This window comes from Pseudomonas sp. MPB03, from assembly GCF_046605385.1.
GTDB lineage: Bacteria > Pseudomonadota > Gammaproteobacteria > Pseudomonadales > Pseudomonadaceae > Aquipseudomonas > Aquipseudomonas zanjanensis.
Genome location: NZ_CP176770.1, coordinates 2,297,060 through 2,321,747 on the forward strand (window position 1 = coordinate 2,297,060; position 24,688 = coordinate 2,321,747).

18 protein-coding genes are annotated in these 24,688 nt (G+C 61.7%); 10 read left to right on the top strand and 8 right to left on the bottom strand.

Features of this window, described 5'->3' with window-relative positions; genetic code table 11:
• Window positions 1-3: 3 nt before the first annotated feature.
• On the bottom strand, window positions 4-1,428 hold the full coding sequence (gene ccoN, locus ACLH0I_RS10105; protein WP_411386934.1) for a cytochrome-c oxidase, cbb3-type subunit I: 1,425 nt from the start codon (window positions 1,426-1,428) through the stop codon (window positions 4-6).
• A 96-nt stretch (window positions 1,429-1,524) separates the two neighbouring features.
• On the opposite strand from ccoN, the gene ACLH0I_RS10110 reads away from it, so the two are divergent.
• Complete coding sequence (locus tag ACLH0I_RS10110) at window positions 1,525-2,217, top strand: alpha/beta family hydrolase (RefSeq protein WP_411386935.1); 693 nt, start codon at window positions 1,525-1,527, stop codon at window positions 2,215-2,217.
• Between the two features lie 161 nt (window positions 2,218-2,378).
• On the opposite strand, the gene ACLH0I_RS10115 is transcribed toward ACLH0I_RS10110, so the two are convergent.
• The 3 genes from ACLH0I_RS10115 to acnA form a co-directional block, all read right to left on the bottom strand.
• A complete protein-coding gene (locus ACLH0I_RS10115) occupies window positions 2,379-3,944 on the bottom strand; it encodes a methyl-accepting chemotaxis protein (RefSeq protein ID WP_411386936.1) in 1,566 nt (521 codons plus the stop codon).
• Window positions 3,945-4,021: 77 nt separating this feature from the next.
• Window positions 4,022-4,810: a CPBP family intramembrane glutamic endopeptidase gene (locus tag ACLH0I_RS10120; RefSeq protein ID WP_250962688.1), complete on the bottom strand. Its 789-nt coding sequence runs from the start codon at window positions 4,808-4,810 to the stop codon at window positions 4,022-4,024.
• 345 nt (window positions 4,811-5,155) lie between these two features.
• Window positions 5,156-7,897 (bottom strand): aconitate hydratase AcnA, encoded by a 2,742-nt coding sequence (acnA, locus tag ACLH0I_RS10125; protein ID WP_411386937.1) that lies wholly within the window; start codon window positions 7,895-7,897, stop codon window positions 5,156-5,158.
• A 172-nt stretch (window positions 7,898-8,069) separates the two neighbouring features.
• On the opposite strand from acnA, the gene rlmM reads away from it, so the two are divergent.
• Window positions 8,070-9,143, top strand: a complete 1,074-nt coding sequence (rlmM, locus tag ACLH0I_RS10130) for a 23S rRNA (cytidine(2498)-2'-O)-methyltransferase RlmM (RefSeq protein WP_186728209.1) — start codon at window positions 8,070-8,072, stop codon at window positions 9,141-9,143.
• A 188-nt stretch (window positions 9,144-9,331) separates the two neighbouring features.
• Window positions 9,332-9,583, top strand: coding sequence for a sulfurtransferase TusA (tusA, locus tag ACLH0I_RS10135; protein ID WP_250962690.1), 252 nt, complete (start codon window positions 9,332-9,334; stop codon window positions 9,581-9,583).
• On the opposite strand, the gene ACLH0I_RS10140 is transcribed toward tusA, so the two are convergent.
• Window positions 9,580-10,983, bottom strand: a complete 1,404-nt coding sequence (locus tag ACLH0I_RS10140; protein WP_411386938.1) for an MATE family efflux transporter — start codon at window positions 10,981-10,983, stop codon at window positions 9,580-9,582. The genes tusA and ACLH0I_RS10140 overlap by 4 nt on opposite strands.
• Before the next feature lie 360 nt (window positions 10,984-11,343).
• Here ACLH0I_RS10140 and pdxB point away from each other — a divergent pair, with 360 nt between their 5' ends.
• Entirely contained in the window at window positions 11,344-12,486 is a 1,143-nt protein-coding gene (gene pdxB / locus ACLH0I_RS10145; RefSeq protein ID WP_411386939.1) for a 4-phosphoerythronate dehydrogenase PdxB, read from the top strand.
• A 260-nt stretch (window positions 12,487-12,746) separates the two neighbouring features.
• Here the strand turns inward: pdxB and ACLH0I_RS10150 are convergent, their stop codons facing one another.
• A complete protein-coding gene (locus ACLH0I_RS10150; protein WP_186705236.1) occupies window positions 12,747-12,926 on the bottom strand; it encodes a PA1571 family protein in 180 nt (59 codons plus the stop codon).
• Window positions 12,927-13,183: 257 nt separating this feature from the next.
• Here ACLH0I_RS10150 and ACLH0I_RS10155 point away from each other — a divergent pair, with 257 nt between their 5' ends.
• Complete coding sequence (locus tag ACLH0I_RS10155) at window positions 13,184-14,950, top strand: ABC transporter transmembrane domain-containing protein (RefSeq protein ID WP_411386940.1); 1,767 nt, start codon at window positions 13,184-13,186, stop codon at window positions 14,948-14,950.
• 207 nt (window positions 14,951-15,157) lie between these two features.
• Here the strand turns inward: ACLH0I_RS10155 and ACLH0I_RS10160 are convergent, their stop codons facing one another.
• Window positions 15,158-17,086, bottom strand: coding sequence for a transglycosylase SLT domain-containing protein (locus tag ACLH0I_RS10160; RefSeq protein ID WP_411386941.1), 1,929 nt, complete (start codon window positions 17,084-17,086; stop codon window positions 15,158-15,160).
• 213 nt (window positions 17,087-17,299) lie between these two features.
• On the opposite strand from ACLH0I_RS10160, the gene ACLH0I_RS10165 reads away from it, so the two are divergent.
• Entirely contained in the window at window positions 17,300-19,216 is a 1,917-nt protein-coding gene (locus ACLH0I_RS10165) for an ATP-binding cassette domain-containing protein (protein WP_186705233.1), read from the top strand.
• A 105-nt stretch (window positions 19,217-19,321) separates the two neighbouring features.
• Here the strand turns inward: ACLH0I_RS10165 and ACLH0I_RS10170 are convergent, their stop codons facing one another.
• A complete protein-coding gene (locus ACLH0I_RS10170; protein WP_060738415.1) occupies window positions 19,322-19,762 on the bottom strand; it encodes a universal stress protein in 441 nt (146 codons plus the stop codon).
• 101 nt (window positions 19,763-19,863) lie between these two features.
• On the opposite strand from ACLH0I_RS10170, the gene ACLH0I_RS10175 reads away from it, so the two are divergent.
• From ACLH0I_RS10175 to ACLH0I_RS10190, 4 genes are all read left to right on the top strand, one after another.
• Complete coding sequence (locus ACLH0I_RS10175) at window positions 19,864-20,301, top strand: hypothetical protein (protein WP_411386942.1); 438 nt, start codon at window positions 19,864-19,866, stop codon at window positions 20,299-20,301.
• Between the two features lie 612 nt (window positions 20,302-20,913).
• The gene (fadB, locus tag ACLH0I_RS10180; RefSeq protein WP_411386943.1) at window positions 20,914-23,061 is read left to right on the top strand and encodes a fatty acid oxidation complex subunit alpha FadB; all 2,148 of its coding nucleotides are present in this window, start codon (window positions 20,914-20,916) and stop codon (window positions 23,059-23,061) included.
• Between the two features lie 31 nt (window positions 23,062-23,092).
• A complete protein-coding gene (gene fadA / locus ACLH0I_RS10185; protein WP_053120718.1) occupies window positions 23,093-24,268 on the top strand; it encodes an acetyl-CoA C-acyltransferase FadA in 1,176 nt (391 codons plus the stop codon).
• Between the two features lie 108 nt (window positions 24,269-24,376).
• Window positions 24,377-24,613 carry a DUF1653 domain-containing protein gene (locus ACLH0I_RS10190; RefSeq protein WP_003199644.1) on the top strand — a complete coding sequence of 79 codons (237 nt, stop codon included), beginning with the start codon at window positions 24,377-24,379 and terminating at the stop codon, window positions 24,611-24,613.
• Window positions 24,614-24,688: the final 75 nt, after the last annotated feature.

Here is a 24,688-nt window from a genome sequence, read left to right on the forward strand (position 1 = left end):
TCCTCAGGCCATCTGCGCGGCAGCGGCGGCTTCGGCAGGCTGGTAGGCCCGCACGGTGCGCCAGGTGTTGTAGGCCATCAGCAGCATGCCGATGAGGAAGATCGCCCCGCCCGCCAACCGCACGACGAAGCCTGGGTGGCTGGCCACCAGGGTTTCGACGAAGGAATAGGTGAGCGTGCCGTCCTCGTTCACCGCCCGCCACATCAGGCCCTGGGCGATGCCGTTGACCCACATCGAGGCGATGTAGAGCACGGTGCCGATGGTCGCGAGCCAGAAGTGCGCGTTGATCAGGCCGATGCTGTGCATCTGTGGCCGGCCGAAGACTTTCGGGATCATGTGGTACAGCGCGCCGATGGAAATCATCGCCACCCAGCCGAGCGCGCCGGCATGCACGTGGCCGATGGTCCAGTCGGTGTAGTGGGAGAGGGCGTTGACGGTCTTGATCGCCATCATCGGACCTTCGAAGGTCGACATGCCGTAGAACGCCAGGGACACCACCAGGAACCGCAGGATCGGGTCGCTGCGCAACTTATGCCAGGCGCCGGAGAGGGTCATCATGCCGTTGATCATGCCGCCCCAGCTCGGTGCCAGCAGGATCAGCGACATCACCATGCCCAGGGACTGTGCCCAATCCGGCAGGGCGGTGTAGTGCAGGTGGTGCGGGCCGGCCCAGATGTACAGGGTGATCAGCGCCCAGAAGTGGACGATGGACAGGCGATAGGAATACACCGGGCGTTCGGCCTGCTTCGGCACGAAGTAATACATCATCCCCAGGAAGCCTGCAGTGAGGAAAAAGCCTACGGCGTTGTGCCCGTACCACCATTGCACCATCGCGTCCGTGGCCCCGGCGTACACCGAGTAGGACTTGGTCCAGCTCACCGGCAGTTCCAGGTTGTTGACGATGTGCAGGATCGCCACGGTCAGGATGAATCCGCCGAAGAACCAGTTACCGACATAGATGTGCTTGGTGTTGCGCTTGGCCACGGTGCCGAAGAACACGATGGCGTAGGCGACCCAGACGACGGTGATCAGGATGTCGATCGGCCATTCCAGCTCGGCGTACTCCTTGGAACTGGTGTAGCCCAGCGGCAGGCTGATGGCCGCCAGCAGGATCACCAGTTGCCAGCCCCAGAAGCAGAACGCGGCGATTTTCGGCGCAAACAGCTGGGTCTGGCAGGTGCGTTGCACCGAGTAGAACGAACTGGCAAACAACGCGCAGCCGCCGAAGGCGAAGATCACCGCGTTGGTGTGCAGCGGGCGCAGGCGGCCGAAGCTGGTCCAGGGCAAATCGAAGTTGAGCTGTGGCCAGACCAATTGGGCCGCGAGAAAAACCCCGAGCCCCATGCCGACGATGCCCCACACCACCGTCATAATGGCGAATTGGCGGACCACCTTGTAGTTGTAGGCGGTACTGATAGAAGTGTTCATGGTTCCCCATCCACGGTTCAGCCGAAGTGAGCGCCTGCGCAAGGCAGTGCGGCGTTCTTCGCCTGGAGTTATAGGCAGACTAAAAGCGAGGCAAGCATGGACAAACAGCACAAGGCCAGTATTGACGGGGATCAATGGGCGCGGTGCGTGGAGCAACATGGCTGGTTGTGGACGGCCGCGCGGCCCGGGGTGTGCGCCGAACCACCGACCCTGATCCTGGCCCACGGTGCCGGAGCGCCGATGGACAGCGGCTTCATGGAGGAAATGGCCGCACGCCTTGCCGCACAAGGCGTCAACGTGTTGCGCTTCGAGTTTCCCTACATGGCCCAGCGGCGTCAGGATGGCGGCAAGCGTCCACCGAACCCAGCGCCCAAGCTGCTCGAATGCTGGCGAGAGGTGTACGTCAAGGTGCGGCCTTATGTCGCTGGGCGGCTGGCCATTGGCGGCAAGTCCATGGGGGGGCGCATGGCGAGCCTGCTGGCCGATGAGCTGGGCGCCGATGCGCTGGTATGCCTGGGCTATCCCTTCTACGCGGTGGGCAAGCCGGAGAGACCGCGGGTCGAGCACTTGGCGGCATTGAAGACCCGCACCTTGATCGTCCAGGGCGAGCGGGATGCGTTGGGTAATCGGGAGGCGGTGCAGGGCTACGCCTTGTCACCGAGCATCGAGGTGTTGTGGTTGGTGGCGGGGGATCATGACCTCAAGCCGCTGAAGGTATCGGGGTTCAGTCATGAGCAGCATTTGGAGACGGCGGCGCGAGAAGTGGCCGGGTTCCTGTCTCGCGATTGATGTTGCCTGTCATGGCCTCGTCACGAGCAAGCTCGCTCCCACACGGGATTTGCGGCGTTCACAACACCCTGTGGGAGCGAGCTTGCTCGCGATAGCGGCTGCCCAGGCAACAAAAAACCCGGAAGCTTTCACTGTCCGGGTTTTTAGTTTGCCAATCGAAGTCAGCGGTTGAACCGCTCCACCAACGAATACTGCGTATTGGCCGTGCGGGTCAGCTCTTCGCTGAGCAGCGCTGAGCTGTGGGCCTGTCCCGAAGTCTGGTCGGCCAGTTCCGAGATATTGCTGATGTTGCGGCTGATCTCCTCGGCCACTGAGCTTTGTTCCTCGGTGGCGGCGGCGATCTGGGTGGTCATGTCCGTGATATGCGCCACGGCTTCGCTGATGCCCACCAGCGCCTGGTCCGCTTCCATGACCCGCGCCACGCCTTCTTCGGCCTGGCGGTGGCCGGCGTCCATGGTTTGCACGGCGTTGGTGGCGGTCTGCTGGAGCTTGGCGATCAGCGCGTGGATCTGCCCGGTGGATTCGCTGGTGCGTTGCGCCAGTTGCCTTACCTCGTCGGCCACCACGGCAAAGCCGCGGCCCATCTCGCCGGCACGGGCCGCTTCGATGGCCGCGTTGAGGGCTAGCAGGTTGGTCTGGTCGGCGATGCCTTTGATCACGTCGACCACGCCACCGATCTCGTCGCTGTCCTTGGCCAGTTGGGTGACGGTTTGACCGGTCTCACCCACCACCACCGATAGCCGCTCGATGGCATCGCGGGTTTCCCCGGCGATGTCGCGGCCGCGGCTGGTCAGGCGATTGGCTTCCTGGGTGGCATCGGCGGTGCGCTGCACGTGGCTGGCGACCTCCTGGGTCGTTGCTGCCATCTGGTTGACGGCCGTGGCGACCTGTTCGGTCTCCACCCGCTGACGTTCCAGGCCGCTGGAGCTGTCGTGGGCCAGGGTATTGGACTGGCGAGCCTGGTCGTTGAGGTGCTCGGCGGTGTCCTGCAGGCGGGTCAGGCAGGTTTTCAGGCGCGCTTGCTGGCTGAGGATCGACATCTCCAGGCGTGCCTGGACGCCGCGGCTGTCGGTGTACATCCGGGCGATCAGCGGGTCGGAGGTGGTTTGTTCAGCCAGGCGCAGGAGGCGCTTGATCCCGCGTTGCTGCCATTGCAGTCCCATCAGCCCCAAGGGCACCGACAGCAGGGCGGCCAGGGCAAAGCCCCAGGAAGAATTCAGAAACGCGCCGACGACGAAGCCCAGCTGGCTGACCAGGATGAACGGCAGCCAGTCCTGCAGTATCGGCAACCACTTGTCGCTGCCCGGCACTGCGGACTTGCCCTGGTTGATGCGTTGATAGAGGGCTTCGGCGCGGCCGATCTGCTCAGCGGTGGGCTTGACCCGCACCGACTCGTAGCCGACCACCTGATTGCCCTCGAACACGGGCGTGACATAGGCGTTGACCCAGTAATGGTCACCGTTCTTGCAGCGATTCTTGACGATGCCCATCCATGGCAAGCCTTGTTTCAGTGTGCCCCACATGTGCGCGAACACGGCGGAGGGGACATCGGGATGGCGCACGAGATTGTGCGGCGCACGAATCAGTTCTTCCTTCGAATACCCGCTGACTTCAACGAAAGCATCGTTGCAGTAAGTGATCACACCTTTGGTGTCGGTGGTGGAAATCAATCGTTGCTGGGCCGGGAAGGTCCTTTCGCGTTGTGTGACGGGTTGGTTGTTACGCATGGTGTGTAGATCCGCAAGGCTTTGAAAGGTTGTCGGCGTTGTCAGGTTTTAGTTGAAGTTATTTTTGCCTGTCGCTATCACGCCAGCATCGGGTAGGTAAAGAGGGCGAAATGAAGCAGGTTGAGCAGAAAATGCGTGGCGACCGCCGCGCCCAGGCCACCAAAACGATACGCCAGGCCGTAACCGACGCCCGCCAGGCCTGACAACAGCACCCATTGCCAGCCCGCGCCGGCGTGCACCAGGCCGAACAGCAGCGAGGCCAGGAGCAGCGCCAGGTTGTCGCCCTGGGCCAGATGTTTGAAGCGTCGACTCAAGCCCCCCTGAATGTAGCCACGAAACAGCGCTTCCTCCACGATCGTGACCAATAAAAGATTATTAGCGGTCCACAACCAAGCGTGATCCGGCCACTTCGGCGCCCAATGGACCATGCCCAGCAGCACGGCCCCGCCGAGGGCCAGCACCGCGCTCAGCCCCAGGCCCAGCGCCGTGGCCTGGACGGACAGGCGCAGTGAGCGCCGGCCGACGATCCAGGGGCAGGCCAGCAATAGCCAGAAACCGATCAGCGGCTTGTCCTGGTTCAGGTACATGGCAAACGGCACGGCGTCATCAGTCAAACGCTGGGGTGCGATGGCCCGGCCGTTGAAGAAGCCAGGCATCCAGTGCAGGGCCAATGCCAGGGCCATGACAATGAACAGCGCATGCCCGAGAAACTGGCCAACCGGTGTTTGTTGCTGGCGAACCGCATACCCGGCGAACAGCAGCAGCGCCACCGAGATGACCGCGGTCCAGGCCAACTGGCCGTAGAGCAGCGCCAAGCCATAGCCGGTGGAAAGAAGGGCCAGGTGAAGCCAGGATAGAGCGGGCATACAACATCCTTTTAGCGGGAGAACTCTGGGCGAGGGCGGCCGTCGGGTCTTCGACGCCACTGTGTCGCGCAAAGAGCACATTTGTGTCCATGCAGATTCATGCGCAGGAAGGGCTGGCGGTTGGCTGGCGCGGTTGTGTGGGTGCTGGCGGGATTATAGGCGGGCTGATCCAAAAACAGTGCCTGTTAAATAGCAGTCAGTCAGTTATAAAACCTGTGGGAGCGAGCTTGCTCGCGATGGCGGTGGATCAGCCAACATCAATGTTGACTGAACTGCCCCTATCGCGAGCAAGCTCGCTCCCACAGGTCCTTGTCCAGGCTTGTATTCGCCATGGAGGCGGTTTTTTCAAGCAGCAATCAATTGTCGCAAGACATAGTGAAGAATCCCGCCGGCCTTGAAATATTCCACTTCATTCAAGGTATCGATCCGACACAACACTTCGATTCGCTCCTGGCTGCCATCCTCCCGGGTGATGACCAAGGGCAGGTTCATGCGCGGCGTCAGTTCGACGTCATTGAGGCCGAGGATGTCCAGGGTTTCCTTGCCCGTGAGGTTCAGGCTCTTGCGGTTCTGGTCGAGCTTGAACTGCAACGGCAGCACGCCCATGCCCACCAGGTTGGAGCGATGGATGCGCTCGAAACTCTCTGCGATCACCGCCTTGACCCCCAGCAGGTTGGTGCCCTTGGCCGCCCAGTCCCGGCTCGAACCGGTGCCATATTCCTGGCCGGCTATCACCACCAGCGGTGTGCCCGCGGCCTGGTACAGCATGGCGGCGTCGTAGATCGGCATGCGTTCGCCATTGGGAATGTAGATCGTATTGCCGCCTTCTTCGCCGTCGAGCATTTCGTTGCGGATGCGGATGTTGGCGAAGGTGCCGCGCATCATCACCTGATGGTTGCCACGCCGTGAACCGTAGGAGTTGAAGTCCCGTGGCTCCACGCCCTGTTCGCGCAGGTAGCGACCGGCCGGGCTGTCGGCCTTGATGTTACCGGCCGGGGAGATGTGGTCGGTGGTCACCGAGTCCCCCAGCAGGGCCAGCACTCGGGCGCCCTCGACGTTCCTGACCGCCGGTGGCGGCCCGCCGATGTCGTCGAAGAACGGTGGATGCTGGATATAGGTCGAGTCGTCCTGCCAGACATAGGTGGCCGCTTGCGGCACCTCGATGGCCTGCCATTGCTCGTCACCGGCAAACACGGCGGCGTATTCCTTGTGGAACATGCTGGTGTTGACCTGGGCCACGGCGGCGGCGACTTCCTGGCTGCTGGGCCAGATGTCCCGCAGGTACACCGGTTTGCCGTCCCGGTCGTTGCCCAGCGGCTCGCTACTGATGTCGATGCGCACCGTGCCGGCCAGGGCATAGGCGACCACCAATGGCGGTGAGGCCAGCCAGTTGGTCTTCACCAGTGGATGCACTCGACCTTCGAAGTTGCGGTTGCCCGACAAGACCGAGGCCACGGTGAGATCGGCTTTCTGAATGGCTTTTTCGATGGGGTCCGGCAACGGCCCGGAGTTGCCGATGCAGGTGGTGCAACCATAGCCCACCAGGTCGAAACCGAGTTTATCCAAGTATTCGGTCAGGCCGGCCGCGTTGTAGTAATCGGTGACCACCTTGGAGCCCGGCGCCAGGGAGCTCTTGACCCAAGGCTTGCGAACCAAGCCTTTTTCCACGGCTTTTTTCGCCAGCAGCCCGGCGGCCATCATGACGCTGGGGTTGGAGGTGTTGGTGCACGAGGTGATCGCAGCAATCACCACCGCGCCGTTTTTCAGGCGATGGGTGTGGCCTTCGTATTCGTACTCGGCTTCGCCTACCTGGTCGGCGTTGCCCACCGCGACGCCACCGCCGCCTTCACTTTCCAGGCGGCCTTCTTCCTTACTGGTGGGTTTGACCTGCAACCCCAGGAAGTCGCTGAAGGCCTGGCCGACATTCGGCAGCGAGACCCGGTCCTGAGGGCGTTTAGGGCCGGCGAGGCTGGCCTCGACGCTGCCCATGTCCAGTTCCAGCGTGTCGGTGAACACCGGTTCCTGGCCGGGCAGACGCCACAGGCCCTGGGCCTTGCAATAGGCCTCCACCAGCTTCACGGTGTCAGCCGGACGCCCGGACAGGCGCAGGTAGTCCAGGGTCACCTCGTCCACCGGGAAGAACCCGCAGGTGGCGCCGTATTCTGGGGCCATGTTGGCGATGGTGGCGCGGTCGGCCAAGGGCAGGTCGGCCAGACCGTCGCCATAGAACTCGACGAATTTGCCCACCACGCCTTTCTTGCGCAGCATCTGCGTGACGGTCAGCACCAGGTCGGTGGCGGTGATGCCTTCGCGCAGCTTGCCGACGAGTTTGAAGCCAACGACTTCGGGAATCAGCATCGACACCGGTTGACCCAGCATCGCTGCTTCCGCCTCGATCCCCCCGACGCCCCAGCCCAGTACGCCGAGGCCATTGATCATGGTGGTGTGGGAGTCGGTGCCCACCAGGGTGTCCGGGAAGGCGTAGATGCGGCCGTCCTCTTCTTTGGTCCACACGGTGCGCCCCAGGTATTCGAGGTTGACCTGGTGACAGATGCCGGTGCCCGGCGGCACCACGCTGAAGTTGTCGAAGGCGCTCTGGCCCCAGCGCAGGAAGGCGTAGCGTTCGCCGTTGCGCTGCATTTCGATGTCGACGTTCTGCTCGAACGCCTGGCTGCTGGCGAACTTGTCCACCATCACCGAGTGGTCGATCACCAAGTCCACGGGGGACAGCGGGTTGATCCGCTGGGGGTCGCCGCCGGCCTTTTCCACAGCGGCGCGCATGGCGGCCAGGTCGACTACGGCGGGCACGCCGGTGAAATCTTGCATCAGCACCCGTGCGGGGCGGTATTGGATCTCGCGGTCGGAGCGGCGCTCCTTGAGCCAACCGGCCAGGGCCTTGAGGTCGGCGCCGGTGACGGTTTTTTCATCTTCCCAGCGCAGCAGGTTTTCCAGCAGCACCTTCAAGGACATGGGCAGTTTGTCGAGGTCGCCCAGGCTTCGGGCGGCATCCGGCAGGCTGAAATAGTGGTAGGTCCTGGCGTCGACTTGCAGTGTTTTAAGGGTTTTCAGGCTATCGAGGGACGGCATTGAAATCACTCCTTTGAGTCCGCACGGCTACGGACTGACGGAACGGACAGAGCCTTTAACCTAGCCCTGTTTTAAGCGTATGACTAATCACTGGACTCTATTGCAAGGTTCGCGGTTCCGAACTCCGCTATCATGCGGCGGTTTTCGTGACAGGCTTTGCTACGGAGTTTCAATGAACACGCTTTTTATGCACTGCCGGCCGGGCTTCGAAGGCGAGGTCTGTTCCGAGATCGCCGAACATGCGGCTCGGCTCAACGTGGCCGGCTATGCCAAGGCCAAGCCGGCCAGCGCCTGCGCCGAATTTGTCTGCACGCAAGAGGACGGCGCCGAACGGCTGATGCGTGGGCAGCGTTTTGCCGAGCTGATTTTCCCGCGCCAGTGGGCGCGGGGCACGTTCATTGACTTGCCGGAAACCGACCGTATCAGCGTCATCCTGGCCCACATGAGCGGCTTCCCGGTCTGTGGCAGCTTGTGGCTGGAGGTGGTCGACACCAATGACGGCAAGGAACTGTCGAACTTCTGCAAGAAATTCGAAGGCCCGCTGCGCAAGGCGTTGAGCGGGGCCGGCAAGTTGGTGGACGATCCGCGCAAGCCGCGCCTGCTGCTGACCTTCAAGAGTGGCCGTGAAGTCTTCCTGGGCCTGGCGGACGCGGATAACTCGGCAATGTGGCCGATGGGCATCCCGCGCCTCAAGTTCCCCCGGGAGGCGCCAAGCCGCTCCACCCTCAAGCTCGAAGAAGCCTGGCACCATTTCATCCCCCGGGACCAGTGGGACGAGCGCCTGCACAGTGACATGACGGGCGTGGACCTCGGCGCCGCGCCGGGCGGCTGGACCTGGCAACTGGTCAACCGCGGCATGCTGGTGACGGCCATCGACAACGGCCCGATGGCCGAAAGCCTGATGGATACCGGCCTGGTGCAGCACTTGATGGCGGACGGCTTCACGTTCAAGCCCAAGCAGCCGGTGGATTGGATGGTCTGCGACATCGTCGAAAAGCCCGCGCGCAACGCGGCGATGCTGGAGGAGTGGATTGGCGAAGGGCATTGCCGCGAGGCTGTGGTCAACCTCAAGCTGCCTATGAAACAGCGTTATGCCGAGGTGAAACGCCTGCTCGAGCGCATTGCCGAGGGTTTCAAGGCCCGGGGTATCCAGGTCGAGATCGGTTGCAAGCAGCTGTACCACGACCGCGAGGAAGTGACGTGCCATCTGCGGCGGCTGGATACCAAAAAGCCGAAGTCCCGCTAATCCCCTAAGGACTGTGAGATCCCCTGTGGGAGCGAGCTTGCTCGCGATGGCGTCGGCACATTCAACATTGATGCAAGCTGACCCACCGCTATCGCGAGCAAGCTCGCTCCCACAGGGTGCGGCGTTAAGCCAGAGGTGACTGAACGCCGGCATTGCGCGACAATACCGGCCAGTTTCAGGAGTAGAACATGAGTGAAATGAACGACACGCCGGTCGACGGCACACTGGATGCCACGGGCCTCAATTGCCCGGAACCGGTGATGATGCTGCACCAGCACATCCGTGACCTGGCCCCCGGTGGCCTGTTGAAAGTCATCGCCACCGATCCCTCGACTCGCCGCGACATCCCCAAGTTTTGCGTGTTCCTGGATCACGAACTGGTGGCCCAGCAGGAAGCGGCTGGCACCTACCTCTACTGGATCCGCAAGAAGCTCGCTTAGTCCGTCGAGCGGCTGACGCGGATCTGCTTGCGCGCGCTGCGTGTCAGGCGGATCGACAACATCAGCGCCGCGCAGCTCAGGCCTACGATCAGGCCTTGCCACAACCCGCTCGGGCCGCTGGCCGCGCCGAGCCAGTCGGTCAGGCCCAGCGCGTAGCCCACCGGCAGGCCGATGCCCCAATAGGCGAACAGGGTCAGGATCATCGTCACCCGGGTGTCCTGGTAGCCGCGCAACGCGCCTGCCGCCGTGACCTGGATCGCATCGGAAAACTGGAACAGCGCCGCGTAGACGATCAGCATCGACGCCACTTCGATCACCACCGGGTCGGCGGTATAGATCGCCGCGATAGGCCCGCGCAGTGCGAACATCAGGCTCGCCGACAGGCAGGCGTACGCCAGGGCCGTGCCCATGCCCACCCCGGCGGCAAAGCGCGCTTCACGGGGCTGGCGACGGCCCAAGGCCTGGCCGACCCGCACCGTGACAGCCATACCCAGGGAGTAGGGGATCATGAACACCAGGGAGCTGAAGTTCAGCGCGATCTGGTGCCCGGCAACCACCGTGGCCCCGAGGCTGCCGATCAGCAGCGCGATCACCGCGAAAATACTCGACTCGGCGAACACCGCGATGCCAATCGGCAGGCCGATGCCCAGCAGGCGCTTGATCACTGTCCATTGCGGCCAGTCGAAACGGCTGAACAACCGACTCGACTGATAGGCCGGTGCCCAACGGGCCCAACCGGCCATGCCCAGGGCCATGAACCACATCACGATGGCCGTGGCCCAGCCGCAACCGACGCCGCCCATGGCGGGTACGCCCAGGTGCCCGTAGATGAAGATGTAATTGAGCGGAATGTTCAATGCCAGCCCGCACAGCCCCAGCACCATTGCCGGTCGCGTGCGGCCCAGGCCATCGCTGAAGCAGCGCAGCACGTGATACAGCGCCACGGCCGGCAGGCCCGTGCCGATGCCGCGCAGGTATTCCATGCAGGGGCCGATCAATTCGGGATCGACCTTCATGATGTGCAGGATTGGTTCGGCGCTGAACAGCGCCAGGGTCGCGAGCAACCCCACAACCAGCGCCAGCCACAGTGCCTGGCGCACCAGCGGCCCGATTTCGTCGAACGTGCCGGCACCGAAGCGCTGGGCCACTTTTGGCGTGGTCGCCAGCAACGTGCCGGTCATCAGCAGGAACACCGGTACCCAGATCGAGTTGCCCAGGGCTACTGCCGCCAAGTCCCGTGGGCCGACCCGACCGGCCATCACCGCGTCGACAAAGCCCATGGCGGTGGTTGCCAGTTGCGCCACCATGATCGGCACGGCCAAGGCCAGCAGGGTCTTGAATTCCAGACGCACCCGGGCCGGGCGGGAAAGGGTGGCAGGAGAGTCGATGACAGGATTCACAGGCGAAGCGTCCGAGAGAAATTAGCGCAAGGCGGCGAATTCTACGCCTTGACGCTGTGGTCAGGAAAAAAGCTGTGTTGTGGATTTGTAATCGCTTTCTCAGTCGTGCGGATGCTGTTGTGGCGAGGGAGCTTGCTCCCGCTCGACTGCGCTGTAGGAGCTGTCGAGCGAAGCGAGGCTGCGATCTTTCCTAGGTCAGTTGAGTATCAAGCGAAAGAACAAAAGATCGCAGGCTTCGCCAGCTCCTACGCAGCCGAGCGGGAGCAAGCTCCCTCGCCACAATTTAGTTCACTGAGGCAAGGACTGGCCCATCGAGGCGAGGAACGCCTACACTGCCCCTCCCGCCAAAGGAGCTCTGCCATGCTGATCGTCGCCGACGAAAACATCCCCCTGCTTGATGCGTTTTTCCAAGGGCTCGGCGAAATCCGCCGGGTACCGGGCCGGGGAATCGACCGGACGATGGTCGAGCAAGCCGATGTGCTGCTGGTGCGTTCGGTCAGCCAGGTCAATCGGGCGCTGCTGGAGGGTAGCAAGGTACGCTTCGTCGGCACATGCACTATCGGCACCGATCACCTGGACCTGGATTATCTGGCCGAGGCCGGTATCCACTGGGCCAGCGCACCCGGTTGCAACGCCCGTGGCGTGGTGGACTACGTGCTGGGCAGCCTGATGACCCTGGCGGAAATCGAAGGCGTGGCGCTCGCGCAGCGGACCTTCGGCGTGGTCGGCGCAGGGCAGGTGGGCGGGCGGTTGATCGAACTGCTCAAGGGCCTGGGCTGGACCGTCAAGGTCTGCGATCCGCCGCGTCAGGCCGTTGAGGGCGGCGATTATGTGAGCCTGGAACAGATCATCGAGCAGTGCGATGTGATCAGCCTGCACACCCCGTTGACCCGCGACGGCGAGCAACCGACCTGGCACCTGTTCGACGAAGCGCGCCTGAACCAGCTCAAGCCCGGCACCTGGCTGATCAATGCGGCCCGCGGTCCGGTGATCGACAATGCCGCGTTGCGCGAGGTGTTGTTGGAGCGCGAAGACCTGCAAGCGGTGCTGGATGTCTGGGAGCAGGAGCCCACCGTGGACGTGGACCTGGCAGACTTATGCGTGATCGCCACCCCGCACATTGCCGGGTACAGTCTTGATGGCCGCCAGCGTGGCACGGCCCAGATCTACCAGGCTTTATGCGCGTTCCTGGAACAGCCGGTTGAAGTCCGCCTCAGCGACCTGTTGCCTCGGCCGTGGCTGGGGGGCATCATCCTGGACGCCGAAGCCGACCCGGCCTGGGCCTTGGCGGCGCTGTGCCGGAGCGTGTACGACCCCCGTGGCGACGATGCGAACTTCCGTCGCAGCCTGGTGGGCACCGTCGACGAGCAACGCAGTGCGTTCGATGCCTTGCGCAAGCACTACCCGCCACGCCGGGAAATCGATAGCTTGAAGGTGCGTATCGAAGGGTCGTCGGCGGCCTTGCAACAGATCGTGACTGCGCTGGGTGCCACCACCCTTTAAGGGCGGTGCGTTCTTGTGGCGAGGGAGCTTGCTCCCGCTCGGCTGCGCTGTAGGAGCTGTCGAGCGAAGCGAGGCTGCGATCTTTTCATCGGCCGCTTGAGTTCCAAGTAAAAGATCAAAGGATCGCAGGCTTCGCCAGCTCCTACACCGCCCAACGGGAGCAAGCTCCCTCGCCACAAGAGCCTGGTCACAGAAGCCTGCAAAATCAACCGGCATAAAAAACCCGACATCAAGGTCGGGTTCAATCGAGACGGGCTGTATCACTTTTGTTCGGCAGGCTTGACCAGTCGTTTTTCCAGCTCGCCGCAGGCTTTGCGGATCATGTCTTCGGTGATCGGTACTTCGCGCCCTTGTTCATCGATGAACGAGCAGCCCAGAGACTGGTCCGGTTGCGTGCGGATTACTTGAATCTTGTCGTCGCTGCTGTGTTGCAAGGACATGGCCTGTCTCCTCATCAGGTTGTGTGCCTACTTTAATGTCGCCAGGTGACCGAGCCATGACACTCCTTGTAGGTTCATGGCGACACCTCCACTCAATCAGAAATACGGTTGCGTTTCCAGCCAGACTTTAGACCGATAACATCTAGCTGCTAGTCGTGGTGGTCATATTTAACCTGACTCATTCTGATTCAACCTGGTTCCGCTGCGTTTCGACCGCGCGGGCCGGCCTTTTCCCGCTGCATTATCGGACGCCTTTGATGCTTTCTTCCCGACATCGCCGTGCCATACGCCTGGCCAGCGGCTTCATCGCCCCTTATCGCAAACAAGTCGCCGGCGCGTTGCTGGCCTTGATTGTTACCGCCGGCATTACCTTGTCCATGGGCCAAGGCATCCGCTTGCTGGTGGACCAGGGCTTCATGACCCGCTCGCCACACTTGCTCAATCAATCCATCGGCCTGTTCATGGTGCTGGTGGTGGGGCTGGCGATCGGTACGTTTGCACGTTTTTACTGGGTGTCCTGGATCGGTGAGCGGGTGGTGGCCGATATCCGGCGGCAGGTCTTCAACCATCTGGTGTACTTGCACCCAGGCTTTTACGAAAACAACCGCAGTTCGGAAATCCAGTCACGGCTGACCACTGACACGACGTTGCTGCAATCGGTGATCGGTTCGTCGCTGTCGTTGTTTTTGCGCAACGCCCTGATGGTGGTGGGCGGTATCGTGTTGCTGTTTATCACTAATCCCAAGCTGACCAGCATCGTGGTGATTGCCTTGCCGCTGGTATTGGCGCCCATCCTGATCTTCGGTCGACGAGTGCGCAGCTTGTCACGTGAGAGCCAGGACCGTGTTGCCGACGTCGGCAGCTATGTCTCCGAAACCCTCGGCCAGATCAAGACCGTGCAGGCCTACAACCATCAGGTCCAGGACGAACAACGTTTTTCCGTGACGGTGGAGCAGGCCTTCGACACCGCTCGCAAGCGCATCGCCCAGCGGGCCTGGCTGATCACCTTGGTGATCGTGCTCGTGCTGGGGGCCGTGGGGGTGATGCTCTGGGTCGGTGGCATGGATGTGATCGCCGGGCGGATTTCCGGTGGCGAGCTGGCGGCGTTCGTGTTCTACAGCCTGATCGTCGGCAGTGCCTTCGGGACCCTGAGCGAAGTGATCGGCGAGTTGCAGCGGGCGGCCGGTGCGGCAGAGCGTATAGCCGAGCTGCTGCGTTCGGAGAACATCATCCAGCCGCCGGCCACGGGCCTGGTGACCTTGCCGGTGCGGGTCCGCGGCGATCTGCGCCTTGAAGGCGTGCGTTTTTCCTATCCGTCCCGGCCGGACAGTTATGCGGTCGACGGTCTCGACCTGAGCGTCAAGGCCGGCGAGACCCTGGCCCTTGTCGGGCCTTCCGGTGCGGGCAAGTCGACTGTCTACGACTTGCTGTTGCGTTTCTATGATCCGGTGCAAGGGCAGATCCTGATCGACGACGTGCCGTTGACCCAACTCGATCCGCTGGACCTGCGCCGGCACTTTGCCTTGGTTTCACAGAATCCGGCGCTGTTTTTCGGCACGGTCGAAGAGAACATTCGTTACGGCAATCCCCAGGCGACGCCCGAGCAGGTGCGCGAGGCGGCGCAGATCGCCCATGCCCATGACTTCATCGAAAAAATGCCTGATGGCTACCAGACTCACCTGGGCGACGGCGGCCTGGGCTTGTCCGGCGGCCAGTGCCAACGCCTGGCCATCGCCCGCGCCTTGCTGGTGGACGCACCGATCCTGCTGCTGGACGAAGCCACCAGCGCCCTCGATGCGCAAAGCGAACACCTTATCCAGCAAGCCTTGCCGAGCTTGATGAAAAACCGCACCACCCTGGTCATTGCCCATCGCCTGGCCACGGTGAAAAACGCCGACCGGATCGCGGTGATGGACCAGGGTAAGGTGGTTGCTGTGGGCACTCATCAGGAGCTGGTTGCCAGCAATGCGCTGTATGCGCGGTTGGCGGCGTTGCAGTTCAATGTGGGGTTGGCAACCGAGTAAATATGGCGTCTACATGAATCCCCCTGTGGGAGCGAGCTTGCTCGCGATAGCGGTGAGCCAGCTTGCATCGATGTCGAGCGGCCGCCGTCATCGCGAGCAAGCTCGCTCCCACAGAGATCATCAACCGACCCAGTAACCGAGCAAAAAAAATGCCCGCCTCTTTCGTGGCGGGCATTTTTTCTTCTCAGTAACAGCTTGCGCTAATACTCACTGATCATCGAAATACCGCTCATGCCAGTCCACCAGCGGTTGCGGTGAGTTGAGCTTCTGGCCGTAGATCACCGAATATGACAACACGTTCTGCACGTATTGGCGGGTTTCGTCGAATGGAATACTTTCCACCCAGACGTCGAAGCTCAGGTGATCGGCACCGCGCAACCATTGGCGCACGCGACCGGGGCCGGCGTTGTAGGCCGCCGAGGCGAGGACTCGGTTGCCGTTGAACTGGCTGTGAACCTGGCTCAGGTAGGCCGCGCCCAACTGGATGTTCTTGTCCGGGTTCAACACTTGTTGAGGGGAGGCCAGGGGAATGCTGAACTTGCGCGCGGTTTCCTTGGCGGTGCCAGGCATCAGTTGCATCAGACCGGCGGCGCCGACGCTGGAGCGGGCGTCGTCCATGAAGGCGCTTTCCTGGCGAGTGATTGCGAACACCCAGCTCGAATGCAGGCCACGCACCTTGGCTTCGCGCACCAGGGTGTCGCGGTGGGCCATCGGGAAACGGATGTCCAGGTCGTCCCAGTACTTGGCCTGGCTGATGGTGCGAATGGCCGGGAAATACCATTTCAGGTCATAGGCCAGTTTCGCCTGGGCGACCATTTCGTCCCGGTTGAAATGCCGGCTGACGTGATACCACTCGCGGCGTCCGTCCACGATGTCCCCACGGGCATGAAACTCCAGCGCCCGGCGCACGCCCGGTGTGTTGCGCACCTTATTGATCAGCGCCTGGCTCATCACCAGTGGCTTGTTGACGAGGGAATACGGCGACTGGGAGCGGTCGGCGGCCAGGAACCCATAGAAGTCCCGCTCACGGGCCAGGTGCTTGTAGAGCGCCAGGGCCTCGGGGTTTTGCGGCTGCGCCAGCTCCAGCGTACGGGCTTGCCAGTAGCGCCAGCGGTTGGTGCTGGCCAGCGACTCGGGCAGGCGGCGGGTCAGTTGGTAGGCATCGTCCCAACGGGCCAGGCGCAGCAGCAGGCGCAAGCGCCACTCCGAAACGGTGTCGTCGCGCAGTTCCGGGTCGTATTTGGTCATCACGTCCAAGGCGCGGCTGTCGAAGCGCTTGGCCAGGGTCAAGCCGATTTCCCGGGCAATCGCGACTTTTTCATCCCGGGAAAAATGCATGGTGCTGGCGTAGCCATCCAGCAGCGTCATGGCTTTTTCCGGATCCTGGCGGGCCAGGCGACGCAGGCCGAGGCTGACGATATCGGACATCGGTTCATCGGCCGGGCTGAAACGCGAGGGTTGGTTGAGCAGCTCAGGTTTCTGCGCCACGTCCACCAGCAACTTGCCACGGGGGGCGAGGGTGGTCAGGCCGCTGACCAGGCTGTTGGCCAGCGGATAATTGCGCGCCTGGGCAGCCAACTTGGTGCGCTCCCAGCGTTTCTGCTCGGTCAACTGGCCTTGGGATGCCCATAGGCCGAACAACGCGTCGCAGGCCTGGGGCTGTGACTTGCCGGTGAGCCAGAGCTTTTCGGCATTGGCATAGCCTTCGGCCTTAAGGCCATGGCTGAGTTGGTACTGAGCGTTGAGGCAGTCCAGTTCGGTGAAGTTGAGCTTGGGGTCGTAATACTTGACGAAGGTCGCCCAATCGCCGCGCTCGGCCAGCCAGCGTAACCAACGCAGTTTCATCCAGTTGGCCTGGGGCAGGTCACCGTGCTCGGCGAGGAATTTTTCGATTTCGGCGTTGCTGGCGCTCTTGAGGCGAGCGGTCAGTTCGTCGTAGGCCAGGTACGGCTCCAGCGGGTAATCGCGCAAGGCCTGGCTGTAGCGAAAGTAAGGGCCGGAATCACCCTTGGCCAAGGCCCGCTTGGCCTCGTTGTAATACTGGCGCTGAGTGGAAATATCCACCGCCTGAGCGGATTGAACGGCAGTGGCACATACAAAAAGACACGATAAAACACTGAAAAGGCGACTGCGCATGAGACGTCCGGGCAGAAAAAACATGACAAGCCCAAGGGTTAACCCAGGGTAACTGTCTGTAGCTTAGCCTTTTGCCAGCAGCCGGCGAAAGCTTTGCAGGGCTGTCGGTGCAAGTTCGCAACATTTGTCGTGCAGAGTGCTTCAGTGGCGAAATTGGCGGACCCTTGAGGCCTCATCTCAGGTAGAATGCGCGCCCGGTTTTTGGAGAAGCTCATGACCCTGCTCAAATTCAGCGATGTGTCCCTTGCTTTCGGCGCTATGCCGTTGTTGGACAAGGTGTCCTGGCAGATCGCCCGTGGTGAGCGGGTGTGCATCATCGGCCGCAACGGCACTGGCAAGTCCAGCATGATGAAGCTGGTCAAGGGCGATCAAAAGCCTGACGACGGCTCGGTCTGGCGTGCGCCGGGCCTGAAGATCGGCGAATTGCCCCAGGAATTGCCGGTGGCCGACGAGCGGACCGTGTTCGACGTGGTTGCCGAAGGCCTGGACGGTGTCGGCGCGCTGTTGGCCGAGTATCACCATCTGAGCCAGAACATCGTCACCGACGCCGACCTGGACAAGTTGATGCACGTGCAGCACGACCTCGAGGCCCGCGACGGCTGGCGTCTGCAGCAACTGGTCGACAGCACCCTGAGCCGCCTGCAATTGCCGGCCGACAAGACCCTCGCCGAGTTGTCCGGCGGTTGGCGTCGCCGCGTCCTGCTGGCCCAGGCCCTGGTCTCCGAGCCCGACCTGCTGCTGCTCGACGAACCGACCAACCACCTGGACATCGGCGCCATCGCCTGGCTTGAAGAAGCCCTGAAGGACTTCCAGGGGGCGGTGCTGTTCATCACCCACGACCGTTCCTTCCTGCAGAACCTGGCGACGCGCATCCTTGAACTGGACCGCGGCGGCCTGATCGATTGGAACGGCGACTACGCCAGCTTCCTGGTGCACAAGGAAGCGGCGCTGGCGGCGGAAGAAACCGCCAATGCCCTGTTCGATAAGAAACTGGCCCAGGAAGAAGTCTGGATTCGCCAGGGCATCAAGGCTCGTCGCACCCGCAACGAAGGCCGAGTGCGGGCCCTCAAGGCCTTGCGCGTTGAGCGCAGCGAGCGCCGTGAACGTACCGGCAAGGCCAATATCCAGTTGGATACTGCCGACAAGTCCGGCAAGCAGGTGATGGTCCTTGAGAACGTGAGCTTCGCCCACCCTGGCGGCCCGTTCCTGATCAAGGACTTCTCCATGGTCCTGCAGCGTGGCGATCGCATCGGCTTGCTAGGGGCCAACGGCACCGGCAAGACGACTTTGCTCAAGCTGATGCTTGGCGGCCTGGTGCCGACCAATGGCAAGGTGGAGGAGGGTACGAAGATCGACGTTGCCTACTTCGACCAGTTGCGTCATCAGCTGGACCTGGAAAAGACCGTGATCGACAACGTGGCCGAAGGCCGCGATTTCATCGACATCGATGGCCAGAGCCGTCACGTGTTGAGCTACCTCGGCGATTTCCTGTTCAGTCCACAGCGTGCCCGTACGCCGGTCAAGGCGCTGTCGGGCGGTGAGCGCGCCCGTCTGTTGCTGGCCAAGCTGTTCAGCAAGCCAGCGAACCTGCTGGTGCTCGACGAACCGACCAACGACCTGGACGTGGAAACCCTGGAGTTGCTGGAAGAAGTGCTGTTGACCTTCAACGGCACCGTCCTGATGGTCAGTCACGACCGGGCATTCCTCGACAACGTGGTCACCAGCACCCTGGTGTTCGAAGGCGAAGGCCTGGTGCGTGAATACGTCGGTGGTTATCAGGACTGGCTGCGCCAGGGCGGCTCGCCGCGTCTGCTTGGGGTCACCGAGAGCAAGTCCGGCAAGGCCGACCTGAATTCGGCGGTGGTCAAGGCCGAGCCCGCGCCGGTTGCCGCCGCAGCTCCGGCCCCCGCGAAGAAAAAGCTCAGCTACAAACTGCAGCGCGAGCTGGAGGCTCTGCCGGGCGATATCGATGCGAAGGAGCAGCAGATCGCCGCGGTGGAAGCCGAAATGGCCGACGCCGGGTTCTACCAGCGGCCTGCTGCCGAAACCGCCAAGGTTATCGCGCAGTTGGAACAACTGCAGGCCGAGCTGGATGCATTGGTCGAGCGCTGGGCCGAGCTGGACGCTTGATCTCGTGCTAAAAAATCCCGGCATTCAGTCATGAGTGCCGGGATTTCTATTTGAGCCGCAATCCCTGTGGGAGCAAGCTCGCTCCCACAAGGTCAGGGTCTGGGTTTATGTGCGCTTGACCAAGTGCACCGCCAGCACATCGCAAGGCGCGCCATGCAGCACATCGTTGGCAGTCGAGCCCAGCAGCAACGCCAGGCCATGGCGACCATGGCTGCCGACGACAATCAGGTCGCAACCCTGTTCCTTGGCCAGGTGATGGATCTCCTGGCGTGGCTGGCCGTAGGTCAAGTGGCTGAACTCCTTCTTCAGGGCCGGGTATTTCACGATCAGTCGGTCAAGGCGTTCCTTGGCCTGGTCGAATTGCTGCTGCTGCAACTGGGAAAGGTCCATCGGCACGTCGCCGCCGAAGGCCATGGCCATTGGTTCGACGATATGCACCAGCGACAGCTGGGTGTCTCGGCCTTCGCAAAGGGCGAGGGCGCGCTTGACGACCGGATCGCATTCTTCAGTGAGGTCAACGGCGACCAGAACGTGGTTGTAGTACATGGAAGGCACTCCAGAGAATTGCGATACGGTAAGTATGGCTGGTTTCAAGCGCATTGACGGCGACCTGGGTCAATGGCTCATCAGAATCGGGGAGTACGAATATGACGGTCTGGATAGTGCTGTCAATCCTGTTGGTGGTGTTAAGTCCATTGGCATGGTTGCGTCCGTCCCGTGTACAGAGCGGTCGCATGGCCCTGCGCATGGAAGCGCGACGCCTGGGCCTGGCCATGCAACTGGCGCCACAGGAGTGGCCGCACTGGCTCGGCCAGCAGCCGCCAAACCCCTGTGCCCAGTACTATCGGCCTCGGCGAGGCAACCAGCCGGCCTGTTGGAGCTATTGGCAAACGGCACCGGGCGTCTGGGCCAATCAGTGGCGGGAAGTCTGCCAGGATGAGTCCTTGCTCAATCATTTCGAAAAATTGCCGGCCAACGTCTACAAAGTCGAAGCCGACCGGCAAATGATTGCGGTGTACTGGGGCGAAAAAGGCGAAGCCAGTGTTTTGCAAGACATTGCCAGCACGCTCAAGGCGCTGGCCTGAGCGACTTTGGCTGCGTAGGAGCTGTCGAGCGAAGCGAGGCTGCGATCTTTGCCCTGGCCATTGGGTCTCAAGTGAAAGATCAAAAGATCGTCCGAACGCGGCCCGAGCCTTCGGCAGCTCCTACTGGCATAAAAAAGCCCGACAGTTTCATCGGGCGGTTGGCCAGGCAGGCCGGTAATCCATCTCGTGTCGGGGCGTGCGTTCGCAGCGCCCTTCGTTCCTGAAATTTCAATCGCGCTCCCGACAGCGTAGTCGGCTGGACCCGATATGTCTGGAATTAGGGCGATTTTTCTAATGATTGATCCTATGAATAGCTGCACATGCGGCGCCGTGTTGCGGATCCGTACGGTACGGAAATGACCGTAAAGTCGCGTTCTCGCCCGTGTTTAGGGCGATTGACAATTGTCGGAAATTCCGTGAAGGTGACGTACCCAAATCAAACGGGCGTATGAATTGAGCGTTTGTATTTTCAGAACGCTCCTACAGACCCCGACTATCGCGTTGACGGGTGTGCCTGGCGGATTGGCGTAGCATCGACGGTAACGTCAGTGTCGAACCAGTGGCCAGCGTCCAACGTGTACTGTTCAGCTTCCATATCGTGGAGATCAGTTGATGATTTACGAAGGTAAAGCCATCACGGTTAAGGCTCTTGAAAGTGGCATCGTCGAACTGAAATTCGACCTCAAGGGTGAGTCCGTCAACAAGTTCAACCGTCTAACCCTGAATGAATTGCGTCAGGCCGTAGACACTATCAAGGCAGATGCTTCGATCAAGGGTGTGATCGTCAGCAGCGGCAAGGACGTGTTCATCGTCGGTGCCGACATCACCGAATTCGTCGACAACTTCAAGCTGCCCGATGCCGAACTGATCGCTGGCAACCTCGAAGCCAACCGTATTTTCAGCGACTTCGAAGACCTCAACGTACCGACCGTCGCGGCCATCAACGGCATCGCCCTGGGTGGCGGCCTGGAGATGTGCCTGGCGGCGGATTACCGCGTCATGGCCACCACGGCCAAGATCGGCCTGCCGGAAGTCAAGCTGGGTATCTACCCGGGCTTCGGCGGTACCGTGCGCCTGCCGCGCCTGATCGGTGCCGACAATGCCATCGAGTGGATTGCCGCCGGCAAGGAAAACCGTGCCGAAGACGCACTGAAAGTCGGCGCCGTGGATGCGGTGGTCGAACCTGGCAAGCTCCAGGAAGCGGCCCTTGAAACCATCAAGCGCGCCATCAGCGGCGAGTTCGACTACAAGGCCAAGCGCCAGCCGAAGCTGGAAAAGCTCAAGCTCAACGCCATCGAACAAATGATGGCCTTCGAAACCGCCAAGGGTTTCGTGGCCGGTCAAGCTGGCCCGAACTACCCGGCGCCGGTCGAAGCGATCAAGACTATCCAGAAAGCCGCAAGCTTCGGTCGCGACAAGGCCTTGGAAGTCGAGGCCGCCGGCTTCGTCAAGCTGGCCAAGACCTCGGCTGCGCAAAGCCTGATCGGCCTGTTCCTCAACGACCAGGAACTGAAGAAAAAGGCCAAGGCCTACGACGAAATCGCCCGTGACGTGAAGCAGGCCGCCGTGCTCGGCGCCGGCATCATGGGCGGCGGCATCGCCTACCAGTCGGCGTCCAAGGGCACGCCGATCCTGATGAAGGACATCAACGAACACGGGATCGAGCAGGGCCTGGCCGAAGCCGCCAAGCTGCTGGTCGGTCGCGTCGACAAGGGGCGCATGACCGCCGCGAAGATGGCCGAAGTGCTCAACGGCATTCGTCCGACGCTGTCCTATGGCGATTTCGGCCATGTCGACCTGGTGGTCGAAGCGGTTGTCGAGAACCCGAAGGTCAAGCAGGCGGTACTGGCTGAAGTCGAAGACAAGGTCAAGGAGGACACCATCCTCGCCTCGAACACCTCGACCATCTCCATCTCGCTGCTGGCCAAGGCCCTCAAGCGTCCGGAGAACTTCGTCGGCATGCACTTCTTCAACCCGGTGCACATGATGCCGCTGGTGGAAGTGATCCGTGGCGAGAAGTCCAGTGAGCTGGCTGTTGCCACCACCGTGGCCTACGCCAAGAAAATGGGCAAGAACCCGATCGTCGTCAACGATTGCCCGGGTTTCCTGGTCAACCGCGTGCTGTTCCCATACTTCGGCGGTTTCGCCAAGCTGGTCAGCGCCGGTGTGGACTTCGTGCGCATCGACAAGATCATGGAAAAATTCGGCTGGCCGATGGGCCCGGCGTACCTGATGGACGTGGTCGGCATCGACACCGGCCACCACGGTCGCGACGTCATGGCTGAAGGCTTCCCGGACCGCATGAAAGACGACCGTCGTTCGGCTGTCGACGTGCTCTACGAAGCCAAGCGCCTGGGCCAGAAGAATGGCAAGGGCTTCTACGCCTACGAGACCGACAAGCGCGGCAAGCAGAAGAAAGTCGCCGATGCGTCGGTGCTGGAAGTGCTCAAGCCGATCGTCTACGAGCAGCGCGACGTCACCGACGAGGACATCATCAACTGGATGATGATCCCGCTGTGCCTCGAAACCGTGCGTTGCCTGGAAGACGGCATTGTCGAAACCGCCGCCGAAGCCGACATGGGTCTGGTCTACGGTATCGGTTTCCCTCCATTCCGTGGCGGTGCGCTGCGTTACATCGATTCGATCGGTGTGGCCGAGTTCGTTGCCCTGGCTGACCAGTACGCTGATCTGGGCGCGCTGTACCACCCGACCGCGAAGCTGCGTGAAATGGCCAAGAACGGCCAACGCTTCTTCGGTTAAGCGCCCAACGACTAGAGCGAGAGAACATTTTATGAGCTTGAATCCTAGAGACGTCGTGATCGTCGACTTCGGTCGTACGCCGATGGGCCGCTCCAAGGGCGGCATGCACCGCAACACCCGCGCCGAAGACATGTCGGCGCACCTGATCAGCAAGCTGCTGGAGCGCAACGTCAAGGTCGACCCCAACGAAGTCGAAGACGTGATCTGGGGCTGTGTGAACCAGACCCTGGAGCAGGGCTGGAACATCGCCCGCATGGCCTCGCTGATGACCCAGATTCCTCACACCGCGGCCGGCCAGACCGTCAGTCGCCTGTGTGGTTCGTCCATGAGCGCGCTGCACACCGCCGCCCAGGCGATCATGACCGGCAACGGCGATGTGTTCGTCGTCGGTGGTGTCGAGCACATGGGCCACGTGAGCATGATGCACGGCGTCGATCCGAACCCGCACATGTCGCTGTACGCGGCCAAGGCCTCGGGCATGATGGGCCTGACTGCGGAAATGCTGGGCAAGATGCACGGCATCAGCCGCGAACAGCAGGACGCCTTTGGCGTGCGTTCCCACCAGCTCGCCCACAAGGCGACCGTGGAAGGCAAGTTCAAGGACGAGATCATCCCGATGCAGGGCTATGACGAGAATGGCTTCCTGAAGCTGTTCGACTACGACGAAACCATTCGTCCGGAAACCACCCTGGAAAGCCTGGCGGCCCTGAAGCCGGCCTTCAATCCGAAGGGTGGCACCGTGACAGCTGGCACTTCATCGCAGATCACCGACGGTGCCTCGTGCATGATCGTGATGTCGGCCCAGCGTGCCCAGGACCTGGGTATCCAGCCGATGGCAGTGATTCGTTCGATGGCCGTGGCGGGTGTGGACCCGGCGATCATGGGCTATGGTCCAGTACCGGCCACGCAGAAAGCCTTGAAGCGTGCAGGCCTGAGTATCGCCGATATCGACTTCTTCGAGCTCAACGAAGCTTTCGCCGCACAGGCCCTGCCGGTGCTGAAAGATTTGAAAGTGCTCGACAAGATGAACGAGAAGGTTAACCTGCACGGCGGTGCGATCGCCCTGGGTCATCCGTTCGGTTGCTCCGGTGCGCGTATCTCCGGCACGCTGCTCAACGTCATGAAGCAGAATGGCGGCACCTTCGGTGTCTCGACCATGTGCATTGGCCTCGGCCAAGGCATCGCCACTGTCTTCGAACGCGTCTAAGCGTTGCGTCGATGGAAGCCGGGGCCAAGTGCCCCGGTTTTTGTTTTTTCGGGGTTAGTAGACAAAGATTTGTTTTTATTTTGAAAAGATTTGAGTGAGGGCCAAAGCATGCCGATACAACCTGGGCTCTACCAGCATTACAAAGGTCCTCAGTACCGCGTATTCAGCATTGCGCGGCATTCCGAGACCGAGGAAGAAGTGGTCTTCTATCAAGCCCTGTATGGCGATTACGGCTTTTGGGTGCGTCCCTTGAGCATGTTCGAGGAGTCCGTCGAGGTTGACGGCGAACAGGTGCCACGCTTTGCTTTGGTGCAGGCCGAGGAGAGCATTTTTTCCAAGCCTTGAGGCCGGCATGCGGGCAACCCTGCGCTTGACCTCACCTTGCAGCCACTATATATAGCGGTGCCGCGTCAGGCGCCA

Excerpts from the sequence above, each read along its gene's own strand:
- ccoN (WP_411386934.1), bottom strand. The coding sequence starts at position 1,428 with ATGAACACTTCTATCAGTACCGCCTACAACTACAAGGTGGTCCGCCAA.
- ACLH0I_RS10110 (WP_411386935.1), top strand. The coding sequence starts at position 1,525 with ATGGACAAACAGCACAAGGCCAGTATTGACGGGGATCAATGGGCGCGG.
- ACLH0I_RS10115 (WP_411386936.1), bottom strand. The coding sequence starts at position 3,944 with ATGCGTAACAACCAACCCGTCACACAACGCGAAAGGACCTTCCCGGCC.
- ACLH0I_RS10120 (WP_250962688.1), bottom strand. The coding sequence starts at position 4,810 with ATGCCCGCTCTATCCTGGCTTCACCTGGCCCTTCTTTCCACCGGCTAT.
- acnA (WP_411386937.1), bottom strand. The coding sequence starts at position 7,897 with ATGCCGTCCCTCGATAGCCTGAAAACCCTTAAAACACTGCAAGTCGAC.
- rlmM (WP_186728209.1), top strand. The coding sequence starts at position 8,070 with ATGAACACGCTTTTTATGCACTGCCGGCCGGGCTTCGAAGGCGAGGTC.
- tusA (WP_250962690.1), top strand. The coding sequence starts at position 9,332 with ATGAGTGAAATGAACGACACGCCGGTCGACGGCACACTGGATGCCACG.
- pdxB (WP_411386939.1), top strand. The coding sequence starts at position 11,344 with ATGCTGATCGTCGCCGACGAAAACATCCCCCTGCTTGATGCGTTTTTC.
- ACLH0I_RS10150 (WP_186705236.1), bottom strand. The coding sequence starts at position 12,926 with ATGTCCTTGCAACACAGCAGCGACGACAAGATTCAAGTAATCCGCACG.
- ACLH0I_RS10155 (WP_411386940.1), top strand. The coding sequence starts at position 13,184 with ATGCTTTCTTCCCGACATCGCCGTGCCATACGCCTGGCCAGCGGCTTC.
- ACLH0I_RS10160 (WP_411386941.1), bottom strand. The coding sequence starts at position 17,086 with ATGCGCAGTCGCCTTTTCAGTGTTTTATCGTGTCTTTTTGTATGTGCC.
- ACLH0I_RS10165 (WP_186705233.1), top strand. The coding sequence starts at position 17,300 with ATGACCCTGCTCAAATTCAGCGATGTGTCCCTTGCTTTCGGCGCTATG.
- ACLH0I_RS10170 (WP_060738415.1), bottom strand. The coding sequence starts at position 19,762 with ATGTACTACAACCACGTTCTGGTCGCCGTTGACCTCACTGAAGAATGC.
- ACLH0I_RS10175 (WP_411386942.1), top strand. The coding sequence starts at position 19,864 with ATGACGGTCTGGATAGTGCTGTCAATCCTGTTGGTGGTGTTAAGTCCA.
- fadB (WP_411386943.1), top strand. The coding sequence starts at position 20,914 with ATGATTTACGAAGGTAAAGCCATCACGGTTAAGGCTCTTGAAAGTGGC.
- fadA (WP_053120718.1), top strand. The coding sequence starts at position 23,093 with ATGAGCTTGAATCCTAGAGACGTCGTGATCGTCGACTTCGGTCGTACG.
- ACLH0I_RS10190 (WP_003199644.1), top strand. The coding sequence starts at position 24,377 with ATGCCGATACAACCTGGGCTCTACCAGCATTACAAAGGTCCTCAGTAC.